Genomic DNA, 13,288 nt, shown 5'->3' on the forward strand with positions numbered 1-13,288 from the left:
TCCTACTACCCTACATCCGGATCTGGTCGCGAATCTTATCCAACTCCTCAGCGCTAAACTCACTGTGGCTCCATGTGACATCCTTTGCATTGCCGCCTTCGTAGCGCGGAATCACATGCATATGAAAGTGATGCACTGTCTGTCCTGCGGCTTCCCCATTGTTCTGCACAAGATTAATGCCATCGCAGTGCAGAGTCTTTTTTAAATGCGCTGCCACTTTTTTTGCGGTCGGAAGCACCTTAGCCGCCACCTCATCCGGCATTTCAAATACATTGGCATAATGATCTTTTGGCAGGATCAGGCAATGTCCCTTGGTTGCAGGCTCCGCATCCATGATAACCTGAAAATCCGCATCCTCAAAAACTACTCTGGATGGAATGTCTCCATTTAAAATCTTACAAAAAATACAGTTGTCGTCTCTCATTTTCGCATCTCCTTTATCTACTACTTACTTGTCCTGTGTAAAAGTAAAAATATCATCTAACATACGAAGTGTCTTGAAGTTACCCTTGGTCGTCAGATCTCCCACACTAAAGGCTCTCTGGAATGTCATCTGCCCACGCACCAGTTGATCCATGATCTCCTGCGGCACTTTTAAGTACACATCAATCTCCTCTTCCTGTCCGTAATGGCAGACGATCTCATCGCCATCCACACCGACAAACAAAGGCTTTTTCTTACCGCCGATCATAAAGAGGTAGCGTGCCGAGAAATCCGGCTGCGGTGCAAAATGTGACTGAAATTCCATGATATACTCGGTTGCTGACTCCTGCGCCTCCTTGCCCATCATACCACGGAACATGCTGGATAACTCCTCAATATCCTGCTTCTGCTTCTTGACATAATTGTCATCTGACACATATTGTGATAACTGCTCGCTCTCCTGCGGGGTCAGTTCTAATTGCTGGGTACGAAGAATACTTCTTGTGACTGCCTGATTACTGGTCGGAAGCCCTTTGGACTTCTGCGAGATCGTGCGATAAAGGTTTTCTGCCTTCTTCTCAATGATGTGGGCATATTCCTGATTGACCTGAAAACTCACGATATCCTCAACATAACCACACAATCCGGCACAAGGCAGACCACCCAGGATCTCCCATGCATTTTCCAAGGTCAAAGCACCTTCACGCTCTCCATAGGTCGTAGACATCACAACCGGCTGCATGTAAATAGAAGAAATACTCTCCTTATCGCCATAGAGCCAGCAGGCATCCAGAAATTGGTTCATATATCCGCCGATCCCCAGCCACTCCACGGTCGTCGCCAGAATAATGCCATCCACATCCTTTAAGGTCTGTGGCAACATGGAAATGGCGTTTTTCTGCTCATATATGTTATACCGATGTACCTCTACCCGAAGTTCTATCAGTACGCTTTCCATTTTTTGAATAACGTAAAGCGTCGGATCGTCCAATACGCCTCGTCCACCATAATAAATATTGACCTTCATAAAAACCTCTGCTCTTACTTATCGCTCATCAATTACTTTTTTATTATAAATAACCTCTTTTTCTTAGTCAAACGCAATCTTTAAACAAACAAATACTCCACATCCGCGAAGGTAACACGATCCATAGGCTCCAGTTTTTTCTTTTGGGTATAAGCCAGCATGACACCATTGACAAATGTGCCATTGGTCGAATTCAGATCCTCAATGTAAAACTCTCTCTCCTGGCGTATGATCCGGGCATGCTGATGGCTGACCGCCGATGAGTGCAACTGCGCCTCATTGCCGGATGCATCCGTACCAATGCGAAAGGTCTTTTCCCTGATGAAAAAATCTTCTTCTCCGCCATTTCCCTGATACAATAATTGTCCCTGACAGGATGCCGCTTTTTCATGCAGAAGAACCGTTCGTTCCACCGGGATCGGCTCCGGTTCTATGAGAACATCCTTCTTTCCACCGTGTACTTCCCGATTCTGTGCAAACCAGGACAGGATCAATTCCTTGATGTGTTGCCCCTTTGCCCGGATAGTCTCCAGAATTTTCTCGTAACTGCTTTCGTAATAGACAGATTCCTCCAGCACCATACTCTCCTTTTCTTCTACCATAGGAGGCACATCTTCATTGTACGAGGGAATTTCCGACTCCTCGTAAGCAAGCGTTGATTTTTCCTCTATATAGCGCATGCCCTCCATTTGTTCTTGCAGATAATGCAAAAGGTCATATAAGGTCGTTCCATCCTGTAAAGTCATATCATAAATTTCATAACAGGTGCGCATCAGATCATCTTTCCCATGATCCACGATCGTCAGGACATATTCCATCAAGGCAGCAAACGGATTTTCATCAAAGTTTTCAAAAGGACAATAACAGAGAAAAACCCGAAACTGTCCCTGTCTTGCCACATAGACAGTCTCCGGGCACAGATACACCTTGTCCTCGTGCAAAAGATATTTATGGATCTCCTCATACGCCATCGCCAGATACAAAAAGACCTCCTCCATACTCTCAAAAGTCACTTCTTTTTGTTGCAGATAGTCTTTTAGCGATTGTTTGCCGGAAATGTCGTACCAGAATTGTATTCTGCCGTTCATTTCCATGGTATAAAAAGACAAGAGCGACCGGATCTCATTTTCCTTTAACATCTGTTCTTCATAATCCGATACATACTCCTCTGTTGAAATGATCATATAACTTTCTTTATGTGTTCTTTTATAACTAATCTCCATTTCTCATCCTCCCCTACCTGCCAACGCTTTGCATCAGCAATTTTGCTTTCCGAAAAGATGTGACCACATCCATTTCACACACTGTATCTCTGGCAAATACCAGTGCCTCATGATAAACCTCGTATCCCAAAAGGATCAGCATACAGACGATGCCCAGACAGATTGCCATTACCCAGGAGGCTTCCACCGTATAAGATGCCGCCAGCCACATTCTGGGGCGTTTCACCCTTTCACTTACCATTCCTTGCTCCCCGCTTTCAAATATTTGCCGCTGTCGCGCCCAGAATCAAAAACAAGAGATATGCGACCAGTAAAAATGGCACAAAAGGCAGGCTCTCATCCTTCTTCTTTCCAAAAAAGATACAGACCACGACGCCAAAGATCGCCGCCATGATAGATGCCATCCAAAGCACCGTCATATTGTCCCAAAATCCCAGATAGACGCCCATGGATGTCACCAGAAAGGCATCCCCTTTCCCTACTTTTCCGTGTGAAAAAATACTGAGCAGATACAGCACAATGCCAACCAGCATACCGCCGCACATATCCAGCGCGGTCTGCTTGCCATCATAAAAATGCAGCAAAACACCTAAGATCCCAAATGCACTGATCACAACCAGATGGATCTGCCGTTTCCACAGATCCTCCACACTACAGATACTAAGCATCCCTACCAATCCCATAACTTTCATACTTCTCCCCCTTTGCTACTTTCCCATACTGCATTTACTACATCCTGCCAGCATGAGAACATCTTCCTTACGCTTACGATAAATTGTCCGTTTCAATCCACCACAAGACAATTTGCTGTGATAACTGTCCCCATAGTCGGTAATATACACAGTTCCCTCTTTCTTTTTTCCACTCTTGCAACTGCGGCATATCTTATAACGATTACCACTTGTATTTCTGTATGCATCCAGTTCTTTGACAGCCACCGCATGAATCGATGGATGCAGGTAGGTGCAGTCATACCGCTCGTGATAAACACTGCCTTCTTTTGTTACATAGACATAGCCATGACCCTCCCCATCTTCCTCCGGGTCCCAACCGATCCACTTTCGCCAACTTGTCTTAGACTCCATGTTCCAGTGGTAAGTCCCAAAGATCCGTATAGGAAAGGTGATCCCATACTCTGCCACCAGTGTGATATAGTTATCTTCTACGGACGACTTATCATAAGAGATCCCTAAAATTCCCCCTCGGATATAAGATGTCGGTGTACCGATCATTATCATTCTGGCATTGCACGCCAGCACCAGTCCCGACAACCCGACCGCATCCTGCTCTCCGCAGATTGCTGTCTTCCCGGCGACTTCTTCCATACTGCGGTTCACACCGATCTGTACCATGGCAATGCGAAGAAAAAACAGAATGAAAATACATGCACTGATCATAAGTGGCAGGATCAGCGCCGCCTCGATCGTGTAACTTCCTTGATAGGAGATGCAAAAGGGTGTCTCTTTATTTGGATTAAGGTCTGAAGAAAAGAATAACTTTTTTCTGCTATTTTGAAGAGATTTCATACTAGATTGATTTTGAATAAAAGGTTCGTTACTCTGGATTGCTTCCGCCGCAACACGGAAACACATTTGAGAAAGAGACACCCTTTTACACCTCCTTTCCTGTTTAGTAATATAAAGTTTCCTGACATTCGGATCTGTATAGATCTACCCAGAGGGGCTGCATGGGCAGGAAGGCATCAAAGAGACCCTGACCTGTAAAAGAGCAGGAAATATCCATGGTATAGACCATATGATCCATTTTGACATAGGCATAATCCTCCTGCTGCTGCATGGAGGCTTCCATCAGATCCATACAGCCATACGCCAATTTCTTCTGCGGCAAAAGGGCAAGCAGGGCAAATAAATACTCCTGATAACCAATCCCCTTTTGCACCGACGTATCTTCCCCTCCATCCAATGCCGTCTGCAAAGCCCCCAACTGGCTTTTCCACTGTGCTCTGGTCTTAAGCATTGGGATCTTCTTTCCATCCAGTAGGGCACGCAAGTCCAATATACTCTCAACCAATGCCCACACTGCCACAACAGCAACCTGCACTACCTGCACCAGCGCAGGATTGACGCTAGCCCCTGCCAATGCAAGTGCGATCTCATATGCCTGTCCCATCATAGTAGGATCCGTCAGTATGACCTCAGCATTTTGTACTTCCCGCATGGCAAGCAAGCGTAATACGACTGCTTCTAAATTTTCTCGATCACTTGCCTTTCCTGCGATCAAATACTCCACTTCATAAGAAAGCGCACGATCCGCAGACACCTCCCGGTCAAAGTGTGAAAACTCCTGCAAGACATACCAGTCAAAGCATATCCGGTCGTACCCGGAGACTTCTCTCCTCTTTTCCCCGCTTCCCTGACACAGCAAGCGTTCTTCCAGCCCTATCGCTATCGCTAGCGTCTTCTCCGAAACCGCCTGATCCTTAAGCACCAATCCCAACAATCCCTGCTCTTTGATCTGTGAAAACAATTCCAGCGGATTTTCCCGGACTTTTTCTACCGGGGTGGAACTCATTTGATCTTCTGCCACCTGTTCATTCCCAGCAGAGCCTTCTTCTGTCTTTTGCTCTTTGGCTACCTCTATCCCCTTTTTCGCCTGCGCAACAATCTGCCCAACATCCGGGACTTCTCTGTCATCCGCCACTTGCCCATACTTGGAATCCCATGTCTCCCAAATGCCCTGTAGGATCTGTTGTCGCGCTACTTCTGCCCCCTGACAGATCAAGGCTGCTCCCTCATCATCTGTCAGCAGTCCATAGGCTGTGACCTCTGCCTGCTCCGGCTCGATCGAAAACAGTTCCAGTCCATGTTCCTTTTCTGATCCCAAGCAATTTTCCCATGCAAAATCCGACAAACGCTTTTCGATATGTGCCAGATCAAAATCCTCTGTTCCATAGCCGACGTCCAATGCCAGGATCCCGTATGTTTTCCATAGATAGGGCTGATATTCCGAAAAAGCATTTGCTATGGCGATTTTTGTCACACTCCTGCTTTCCAGACGCATTTCATAGATACGCAAGGTCTCGACCATAGAAAAAAACAGGCTAAATAAACTCAAAAGGATCATACTGAAAAATATGGTAAGACTCCCCTGTCTCATTTATACTTTTCCTGCTTCCTTGTTGATGGTCTTAAAGATACTGTTTACCAGTTCCGTGATCTGTTTCTTAAAGATCAGCACCAGCCCGATCAGAACCACCAGGATCAGGATCACTTCTACCACACCCACGCCATCTTCTTCCATCAAAAAATCTTTTATCCTCATATACTTTTCTCCTCTTTCTACAAACTTCCCATTGTCATCATGGCTGGCAATAGAAGGATCATAATGACGATCCCCAGCATCCCCAGCATAGGAAAAAGCAACTTGACGGATGCTTCTTCTCCCGCCTTTCTTGCCTGATTCTTGCGCATCTCATATGCCAGCAGATTTTCTTCTTCCAACTGCTGCACAAGTTTTTCACTGCCCTGCCGCCTATTCTGTTCCAGCAAAAGTGCCAGTTTCTTGTACTCTTTCAACTCACTCCGCATCCCCATATGCGCGATCGCCTCTCCTTCCTGCACGCCCTCACGCATTTCATAAGAAAAAAATTTCCATAACTCAAATCCTGCCTGGACTTTCCCTGTCCGCTTCTTTCTTTTTTCATAAGCCTCCGTCATCTTACGGGCGGCTTCCGGCAAGGTGATACCGGCAGATAAAAATAATGCCAGTTCATCCACGACCAAGGGATAATCTTTCTTTCGCTCCCGCCGTATCTTTGCCCTCTGCCTTTCCCTTTCTTTCCTGTCTCCATAGGGCAAAAGAAAACATACAAGCAATCCTAATACGGACAATAGGGCTCCATCCCCATTTCCTGCCTTTTTCCAGTGCAGGGCAATACCTGCCACCTCCTCCGGCAGGACTATGTCCCCGCTCTCTCGGGTCTGGTCTCGGATGCTCTTTTGGATCTGGCGCAAAAGCCCCTCTTTGCTGTCCGCAGGACTCGGACACAGGCAAAAGGAAAAATCATAGATCTCCTGATAAGGACCACAGGACAAAAGAACACTTGCCCCCACCAAAGTATCTTCCTCCAACTCCTCGGTCTTTAATTTGCCATCCGCCGACACATAGGTGTAGTCATCAAAACTCCAATCCGCCTCGACCTGACCATCCTGATAAACCTCCGATATCTGCACATCCCTATAGATCTGATCCAGCGATTCGTTTTCTGCCAAAAAAGTCGCATCGATCTCTGCTATGGCATCCTTGATCTTCTTTTCTGCTTCTTTTTGATCCGGCCATTTATCTTCTACCTCAACCTCAAGACTACCGCTGTAAACAGAAGATGAAAGTTCCAGTTCTTCTCTATAAGATCCTTGTCCCATATCCTCTCGCTTGAGCCTTCCGCTAAATCCCCATCCTGCCTCATACCACTGCTGCAGACTGAGCATGAGCCCCATCAGTTCCATGATCCCTAAAAGAAGCACTGCACGCTTATATTTTTCATACTTCTCCTTTCTCTTTTTTCTTTTCCATAAGAGAAACGTCAAAAGACAGATCAGACTTACGATCACTGTCTGCACCATAACCACATACTCCCCATCATTTCAGATCACAATATCCATAATACGCCGACTCCACAATGCCATCAGGACATAGACCACCAGACAGACACTCATGATCAGGCCTCCTGCCAGATTGCCATACAAAACGGCAAGCAGGTCTGCAGATGTCAGGCGTACATAGGCAATGATAGCAAGTGGGATCACAAGCATAACCTTCATCTCCAACTTCTTCTGCGCCATCATCGTCGTTATCTCCTCCTGTAAACTCATCTTCTCCCCTAACTTTGTGGCGGTCCTCTGAATATTTTTCCCATAGTTTCCTCCCAATCTCTTGGCAAATAAGAGGATCTCGCCAAAAGCACAAGCCTCCTCCAGGTCCATCTGTTCTGCCAGCTCCATGTATGCCTGCTCTACTGCAATATTGACCTTTACTTTCTGATTCATCTGGTGTAGGGCATAGATCATGTCCTTGCCATCTTCCCCTAACATGGCAAGTTGCCCTTCTGCCTGCAAAAAACTGTTTTCCAGTGACATGCCTGCCTGTAAAAAACCGGAAAGCAATTCCAATAACTCCTTAAAAGCCCGGTTCTTCCTTTGCCCTTCTTTCGCCTGTTTTTCCTCCCGATAAATACGGCTGGACAAAAGATATACCACCGGAAACCAGAGTAAGCCGTACCATGCATTGTAGAAGATCCACGCCACAAGCAGGGTCAGAAGAACAGCGATACTCACTTCCACCAAGGGCTTTTTTCTTTCACCTGTCCTACAGATCGTCTGTACTTTTGATCTCTTTGCATTTTGTTTTTGAGTATCCATGCGCCCTTCACCTTCTCTCCACTCCCCTTTTCCTCAAAAGAGAAAATCGGCTGTAACTGTATTTCCCCCTGCTCGACTCCCAGCACCTCGACGATCTCCCGCACCTTGCGGCTGCCATCACGCATACGCTCCAAATGAATGATCAGATCCACCCCCGAAGCGATCTGCGAACGCAATGCCACCAGCGGTATCTCGCCTGCCCCCAGTGCCATAGTTTCCAATCGGCTCAACATATCCTTTGCCGAATTTGCATGCCCGGTCGAAAAACTTCCGTCATGCCCGGTATTAAATGCCTGCAACATTTCGATGGCTTCCACACCGCGGCACTCCCCCACAACAATGCGATCCGGGCGCATACGAAGCGAAGTCCTGACCAGGTCGCGGATAGAAACCTGTAGTTTTCCTTCCATGGTGGCATCTCTCGCCTCCAGACGAACCAGATTGGGAACCGACGACATTTGCAATTCTGCCGAATCCTCTATGGTGATAACGCGCTGATCCTTTGGGATAAATTCGGACATGGCATTTAAAAAGGTTGTCTTGCCCGAGCCTGTTCCTCCCGATACAAAAATGTTGTATCCGCTCTGCACCAGTTGACAGATAAAGTCTGCTGCTTCCTGTGATAAAGCCTGCCAGGCGATCAACTTTTCCATCGTGATCTGCTCTTTTGGGAATTTTCGGATGGAAAGGACACTATGATCGACCGCGATCGGTGCCAGGACCATATTCACGCGCGATCCGTCTGCCAGTCTGGTATCTACGATCGGATGTGATGTATTCGCCATTTTATTGTTGGCAGACGCGATCCGCTGGATCACATCATCCAACTTCTCGTTGGAAGAAAAATGATACTTGGTCTCCTCCAGGCAGCCATTTCTTTCAATAAAGATCTGATCCGGCCCGTTTACCATGATCTCCGTGATCGTATCATCTGCCAACAGGTCTTCCAGAACATCCAGACGACGCAGGCCGTAAAAGATCCGGTGTTCCAATTCCATGCGATAGGCTATGGATAGATATTCCCCCTTTCCAACATCACAGATTTTCTGCCGAATGATGCCTAAGAGTTCCTCATCTGAAATCTCCCGCGTCATATCCAGATCCCGTAAGATCTCCTCCTGTATGCGTTTTTCAACCGATGCCATAAGCCAGTCCCTGTGCCATGACACCCTGGCGAATCATCCGACGTACAAACATGCCAAGATTGCCCTGGATGAGTTCTTCCACCGCATAGGTACCATCTACCAGATTACCTGCGGACATAGGAAGCAGGACCTCATGTACCTGCACTCCCGTGTAATGGTTCTCGGCGTATTCTACAAATTTTCCCTGACTCATCCGGTAGTAGTCTCCGGGTTTTCCCAGAACGATCAGTTCCTGACAGCCCGATATGATTTCCTGAAAGCCTCGGATAGTCCTGCCAAACAACAGCACCACCGTATCATAATCACTTGCCATCAACTGCTGAAAAAACGCCACCCAGGTTTCCTTTTCCACATCCGCCATTTCCTCCGGTCCTGCAAACGGACTGACATAATCCACCCCCATAAAACAGTTGGTATAGGCTCTAATGTCCTCGCCGCCCGCCTCCTGTCGGGTCATCAGATAAAGCAGATCGACAAAACTCCGGTTTCCCTGTTGCTTTGTCAGCATCTGTAAAATGCTAAGTTCCTCCATGTCTAAAAATAAGACCTTGCCACTCTCCCGATAGACCTGTGCTAAGGATAAAGCAAACGGTAATTGCAGTTCGTGTGAGATTGGTGAATAGATCCCGATAAACTGTGTCTTTTCCTTTCCGGCGCGGTGCCACCAACTGCTTGTCTCTTTCTGTTGCAGGCGCTTTAACATTTCTTCCACGATCTCCATAGATTGATATTTATAGACCATAGGCAGATGCTCATATTCGCTTGCAATGATCTCGTCACACAGATAAAACTTTTCATGCACCATTTCTTTGCCGGAAAACTCTAAGACACTTAGGAAATCCTTGCTCAAAATGCCTATAGAATACACTGCCTCGCTTGCCAGGAACGCTTCCTCCGATGTAAACGAGACGATCGTCACATCCGAAAGACATTCCATCAGGTATGCCGCAAAGGCACGCACATATGCTTCATCGCTGTCACATACAACGATACTTTGTTTTGTCACTTTAACCCCTCCCTCAATAGACATCCTACCAATGCGAAAAAAATGCAGATGGTAAAATGCAGTTTTTCTCCTCTTTCTGTGAAATAAGCGGAATTTTGCTTGTAGAGCAGGACTTGGCATAAGCCGGCGTACATTCCATACATACGGCCTTTCAGTTGTCCTCTCAGAATCCATCGGCAAAGCCCTATGACGGCACCGATGATCAAAGAATAGATGATGACTGATAGCGCAAGACGACTTCCGAGTATAACCGATAATGCCGCAAAGCATTTGATATCCCCGGCACCCAGTCCCCGGATCAGATAGATCGGATACAAAAGTGCCACCGGCCAGATCAAGCGTATCAGAAATAGAACTACTCCCCCAGATCTTATCCCCATAAGCGAAAGCATGACGCCCGCTAAAATACCAAGTACAATCAACCCATTGGGTACACGCGTGGTCTTAAGATCTGTGCAGACCGCCGCGCATGAAAATACTATGGCTACTCCCCATGCAATAATTTTGGCTCACCTCCCCTTCCTTGCCCACAATTATTACACGATAAATCCCCTTCTGTCCATGATCTCTGCGATTTGTTTGATATTTGTCGAATTCTTACAAACTTTTTCACCTGTCTTTAAGCATATGCTCCAAAAAGCCCCTGTTTTTCTACAGGTGTGGCGGGCATTTTTTGTATAGTTTAGCCACGCATCTGATTTTGCATAGGCAGATACCCTTACTTTTTGCATTTTGGGCAAATCCCAAAAATAACGAATTTTCTCATGTATGTATAAATTTAACATTCTGACTCATACTTTGTAATAAAGAGTAAAGGGATAGAAAGTGAGGTTATTTTATGCGATTACTTACCCATACAAAAAAGACAGACCCGCAGGTCCGCCTTCTTCTCGATGATCTGACTCAGACACAGCACGACCTTGCCAATGCATACTCCAATTTAGAGTACATGACAGATCCCGATCTGATCGATTACTATATTTATCAGGTAAAAGCCGTACAGATGCGGCATAAATTTCTCTTGACTAAGGTAAAACAGTTAAATCTCTAAATCTTTGCATAGCACACCCAAAAAGAGCCTAGGTGACCCAACGATCACTTAGGCTCTTTTCCTATCTTTTATGCGAAAAAACCGCGGTTGCCTTCCATAGCCCCCATGGACTCATTCAACTGTCCCTTACCATAGGTAAGTCCTGCCGTCACCTGCTGAGCATTTCCCATCATAGGTCCGCTGGCATCCTGTTTTGCCACCTGGACAAAGGATTCTTCCAGATCTCGCATGATCTTCCCTGCACTTTGGATCCTTTCGACCTTCTGCTCATACATGGCTTTCGCCAACTGTCTCTCCACGAAATCATAAAGTGCATACAGGGAATAGGAAATCTTATAAGAAAAATCTAAGGCATCCTTTAAGTGTCTGACCACCTGTCCGCATTGGCGCAAAGCCTTGGTATAAGTATCTCCTGCCTCTTTTTCTTCCCCTGTCAGAGCCTCGATTGCCTCTTGTTCATAGGAAAAATAGATCTCATATAATACACATATCAATTCTGAACGATTGCTCGCCACGATTTTTCTGGTAAATGTCGCGATTGTTTCTGCTGTCATACCTTATATCCTTACTGCAATAACTGAAGTGCCTGTGTTGGCAGTTCATTTGCCTGTGCCAAAACGCTGGTGCCTGCCTGCTGCAAGACATTGTACTTGGTGTACTCTGTCATTTCCTCTGCCATATCTACATCTTCGATACGGGACAGGGCAGATTCCATATTTTCCTGCGTTTCATCCAAACTGCCAACCGTATAGTCCAGGCGGTTCTCATAAGCACCGATCTGGGAACGGATCTGGCTGATCGTTGAAATGGCACTATCCAGACGATCCATGGCTTTTGACGGTCCATTTACCGTCGTCACATCAATATCGTCAATATAGAGGCTGTCCACATTGGTGGACGGAATGCGCACCTGCATGGTCTGACCTTCATTGGCACCGATCTGCAGATCCATGATGCCGATATCTGTCACTTCCAGATTGATGACACCCGTAGTGGTCGTTCCGGCTGCTGTTGTCGCGCCTGCCTCAAAGCCTGCTTCCAAAAGGAAACTCATATTAAATCCATCTGTGTTGGTGATCGTGATCTTATTGCCATCATAGGAAACGGTCGCTCTCGGATCAAAAGCACTGTTTGCTGAATCCAAAGTCACTTCTGCATTATCGCCGGTGGCCACAACGGCTTTTGCATCCGGATTCGTCTGCGTATTTGGGATGCCTGCGCCAAAGATATCTCCATCTTTTGACTGCTGTATCAAAGAAACCGATGCATGTGATCCATAGGCTGTCGAAGTAAAGGACAATGGCTTATCGATCCGGCTGATCGTGCACTCTCCGATCTCTGCCCCATCACGCAGGGCTGTGTAGATTTCTTCTTTTGTCATCTGATCTGTGATCTTGACGGTATAGCCATTGATAGAAAGTTGTCCGTTCTTGCCAACCAGATCATCTACCTGGATTCCTGTGTCATAGGTCGCATTGGTCGCTGCCTTATCTACAGTCAGACTATAGGTGCCCTCTGCCACACTGTCAGAGACATAAATTCTTGAAATATTATCACGGTTTTCTTTGTCCGCATACACTCGCGCATCCAAAGAGCCATCCAAAAGGCTCTTGGTGTTAAATTCTGTCGTCTCGGAGATTCGGTCGACCTCATCACGCAAAGATGCGATTTCCAACTGACAGGCTTCCTTTTCTTTCTGTGAGTTGGTTCCGTTGGCAGCCTGTACCGCCAATTCACGCATACGCTGTAACATATCGGTCACTTCGCCAAGTGCGCCATCCACGATCTGAATGACGGACGTACCGTCAGAAGCGTTTTGTGATGCCTGATCCAATCCGCGGATCTGGGCTTTCATCTTATTGGAGATTGCCATCCCGGACGGATTATCTGATGCATGATTCAACTTTAAGCCGGAAGAAAGTTTCTCCATAGATGAACTCAGATTGTTCTCCGTTCCGAGTAACTGCTTATTTGTGATCACTGCTGAAATATTATTATTGATCTTCATATCTGATACCTCGCTTTATCCTTTGCC

The 13,288-nt window shown here is 46.4% G+C and carries 17 protein-coding genes; 1 reads left to right on the plus strand and 16 read right to left on the minus strand.

All coding sequences use genetic code 11. The features are described 5' to 3' along the window. Positions 1 to 10: 10 nt before the first annotated feature. The 14 genes from DW183_RS02385 to DW183_RS02450 all read right to left on the minus strand — a co-directional run bounded on the left by DW183_RS02385 (position 11) and on the right by DW183_RS02450 (position 10,987). Complete coding sequence (locus DW183_RS02385) at positions 11 to 424, minus strand: HIT family protein (protein ID WP_118280459.1); 414 nt, start codon at positions 422 to 424, stop codon at positions 11 to 13. Positions 425 to 448: 24 nt separating this feature from the next. Next, positions 449 to 1,450: an SCP2 sterol-binding domain-containing protein gene (locus tag DW183_RS02390; protein ID WP_118280460.1), complete on the minus strand. Its 1,002-nt coding sequence runs from the start codon at positions 1,448 to 1,450 to the stop codon at positions 449 to 451. Positions 1,451 to 1,530: 80 nt separating this feature from the next. Beyond that, positions 1,531 to 2,673: a DUF6382 domain-containing protein gene (locus DW183_RS02395; protein ID WP_118280461.1), complete on the minus strand. Its 1,143-nt coding sequence runs from the start codon at positions 2,671 to 2,673 to the stop codon at positions 1,531 to 1,533. Positions 2,674 to 2,686: 13 nt separating this feature from the next. Then, positions 2,687 to 2,914, minus strand: coding sequence for a hypothetical protein (locus tag DW183_RS02400; protein ID WP_147403360.1), 228 nt, complete (start codon positions 2,912 to 2,914; stop codon positions 2,687 to 2,689). Positions 2,915 to 2,930: 16 nt separating this feature from the next. After that, complete coding sequence (locus DW183_RS02405) at positions 2,931 to 3,365, minus strand: prepilin peptidase (protein WP_118280463.1); 435 nt, start codon at positions 3,363 to 3,365, stop codon at positions 2,931 to 2,933. Between the two features lie 15 nt (positions 3,366 to 3,380). Next, entirely contained in the window at positions 3,381 to 4,199 is an 819-nt protein-coding gene (locus DW183_RS02410; RefSeq protein ID WP_147403361.1) for a TadE/TadG family type IV pilus assembly protein, read from the minus strand. A gap of 103 nt (positions 4,200 to 4,302) precedes the next feature. Further along, positions 4,303 to 5,790: a DUF5702 domain-containing protein gene (locus DW183_RS02415; RefSeq protein ID WP_118280465.1), complete on the minus strand. Its 1,488-nt coding sequence runs from the start codon at positions 5,788 to 5,790 to the stop codon at positions 4,303 to 4,305. Then, positions 5,791 to 5,955: a Flp1 family type IVb pilin gene (locus DW183_RS02420; RefSeq protein ID WP_118280466.1), complete on the minus strand. Its 165-nt coding sequence runs from the start codon at positions 5,953 to 5,955 to the stop codon at positions 5,791 to 5,793. Between the two features lie 17 nt (positions 5,956 to 5,972). Continuing rightward, positions 5,973 to 7,256 (minus strand): hypothetical protein, encoded by a 1,284-nt coding sequence (locus tag DW183_RS02425; RefSeq protein ID WP_118280467.1) that lies wholly within the window; start codon positions 7,254 to 7,256, stop codon positions 5,973 to 5,975. Between the two features lie 21 nt (positions 7,257 to 7,277). Continuing rightward, positions 7,278 to 7,976 (minus strand): type II secretion system F family protein, encoded by a 699-nt coding sequence (locus DW183_RS02430; protein ID WP_158573000.1) that lies wholly within the window; start codon positions 7,974 to 7,976, stop codon positions 7,278 to 7,280. After that, entirely contained in the window at positions 7,964 to 9,196 is a 1,233-nt protein-coding gene (locus DW183_RS02435; RefSeq protein WP_118280469.1) for a CpaF family protein, read from the minus strand. Before DW183_RS02435 ends, DW183_RS02430 begins: the two co-directional genes overlap by 13 nt. Continuing rightward, on the minus strand, positions 9,183 to 10,202 hold the full coding sequence (locus DW183_RS02440; protein ID WP_118280470.1) for a hypothetical protein: 1,020 nt from the start codon (positions 10,200 to 10,202) through the stop codon (positions 9,183 to 9,185). Before DW183_RS02440 ends, DW183_RS02435 begins: the two co-directional genes overlap by 14 nt. Beyond that, positions 10,199 to 10,705, minus strand: coding sequence for an A24 family peptidase (locus DW183_RS02445; RefSeq protein ID WP_118280471.1), 507 nt, complete (start codon positions 10,703 to 10,705; stop codon positions 10,199 to 10,201). The genes DW183_RS02440 and DW183_RS02445 overlap by 4 nt, the downstream gene beginning before the upstream one ends. Positions 10,706 to 10,738: 33 nt before the next feature. Next, a complete protein-coding gene (locus tag DW183_RS02450; RefSeq protein WP_118280472.1) occupies positions 10,739 to 10,987 on the minus strand; it encodes a hypothetical protein in 249 nt (82 codons plus the stop codon). Between the two features lie 53 nt (positions 10,988 to 11,040). Here DW183_RS02450 and DW183_RS02455 point away from each other — a divergent pair, with 53 nt between their 5' ends. Beyond that, the gene (locus DW183_RS02455; RefSeq protein WP_118280473.1) at positions 11,041 to 11,253 is read left to right on the plus strand and encodes a DUF2508 family protein; all 213 of its coding nucleotides are present in this window, start codon (positions 11,041 to 11,043) and stop codon (positions 11,251 to 11,253) included. A 68-nt stretch (positions 11,254 to 11,321) separates the two neighbouring features. On the opposite strand, the gene DW183_RS02460 is transcribed toward DW183_RS02455, so the two are convergent. Both DW183_RS02460 and DW183_RS02465 read right to left on the minus strand, forming a co-directional pair. Then, complete coding sequence (locus tag DW183_RS02460; RefSeq protein ID WP_118280474.1) at positions 11,322 to 11,807, minus strand: flagellar export chaperone FliS; 486 nt, start codon at positions 11,805 to 11,807, stop codon at positions 11,322 to 11,324. Between the two features lie 11 nt (positions 11,808 to 11,818). Then, positions 11,819 to 13,261 (minus strand): flagellin N-terminal helical domain-containing protein, encoded by a 1,443-nt coding sequence (locus DW183_RS02465; protein ID WP_118280475.1) that lies wholly within the window; start codon positions 13,259 to 13,261, stop codon positions 11,819 to 11,821. Between the last annotated feature and the right edge of the window lie 27 nt (positions 13,262 to 13,288).

This window comes from Roseburia sp. AM16-25, from assembly GCF_003473825.1.
In the GTDB taxonomy this organism is placed as follows: domain Bacteria; phylum Bacillota; class Clostridia; order Lachnospirales; family Lachnospiraceae; genus Pararoseburia; species Pararoseburia lenta.

Excerpts from the sequence above, each read along its gene's own strand:
- DW183_RS02460 (WP_118280474.1), bottom strand. The coding sequence starts at position 11,807 with ATGACAGCAGAAACAATCGCGACATTTACCAGAAAAATCGTGGCGAGC.
- DW183_RS02410 (WP_147403361.1), bottom strand. The coding sequence starts at position 4,199 with ATGAAATCTCTTCAAAATAGCAGAAAAAAGTTATTCTTTTCTTCAGAC.
- DW183_RS02465 (WP_118280475.1), bottom strand. The coding sequence starts at position 13,261 with ATGAAGATCAATAATAATATTTCAGCAGTGATCACAAATAAGCAGTTA.
- DW183_RS02390 (WP_118280460.1), bottom strand. The coding sequence starts at position 1,450 with ATGAAGGTCAATATTTATTATGGTGGACGAGGCGTATTGGACGATCCG.
- DW183_RS02385 (WP_118280459.1), bottom strand. The coding sequence starts at position 424 with ATGAGAGACGACAACTGTATTTTTTGTAAGATTTTAAATGGAGACATT.
- DW183_RS02420 (WP_118280466.1), bottom strand. The coding sequence starts at position 5,955 with ATGAGGATAAAAGATTTTTTGATGGAAGAAGATGGCGTGGGTGTGGTA.
- DW183_RS02450 (WP_118280472.1), bottom strand. The coding sequence starts at position 10,987 with ATGTTAAATTTATACATACATGAGAAAATTCGTTATTTTTGGGATTTG.
- DW183_RS02435 (WP_118280469.1), bottom strand. The coding sequence starts at position 9,196 with ATGGCATCGGTTGAAAAACGCATACAGGAGGAGATCTTACGGGATCTG.
- DW183_RS02425 (WP_118280467.1), bottom strand. The coding sequence starts at position 7,256 with ATGGTGCAGACAGTGATCGTAAGTCTGATCTGTCTTTTGACGTTTCTC.
- DW183_RS02400 (WP_147403360.1), bottom strand. The coding sequence starts at position 2,914 with ATGGTAAGTGAAAGGGTGAAACGCCCCAGAATGTGGCTGGCGGCATCT.
- DW183_RS02415 (WP_118280465.1), bottom strand. The coding sequence starts at position 5,790 with ATGAGACAGGGGAGTCTTACCATATTTTTCAGTATGATCCTTTTGAGT.
- DW183_RS02395 (WP_118280461.1), bottom strand. The coding sequence starts at position 2,673 with ATGGAGATTAGTTATAAAAGAACACATAAAGAAAGTTATATGATCATT.
- DW183_RS02455 (WP_118280473.1), top strand. The coding sequence starts at position 11,041 with ATGCGATTACTTACCCATACAAAAAAGACAGACCCGCAGGTCCGCCTT.
- DW183_RS02405 (WP_118280463.1), bottom strand. The coding sequence starts at position 3,365 with ATGAAAGTTATGGGATTGGTAGGGATGCTTAGTATCTGTAGTGTGGAG.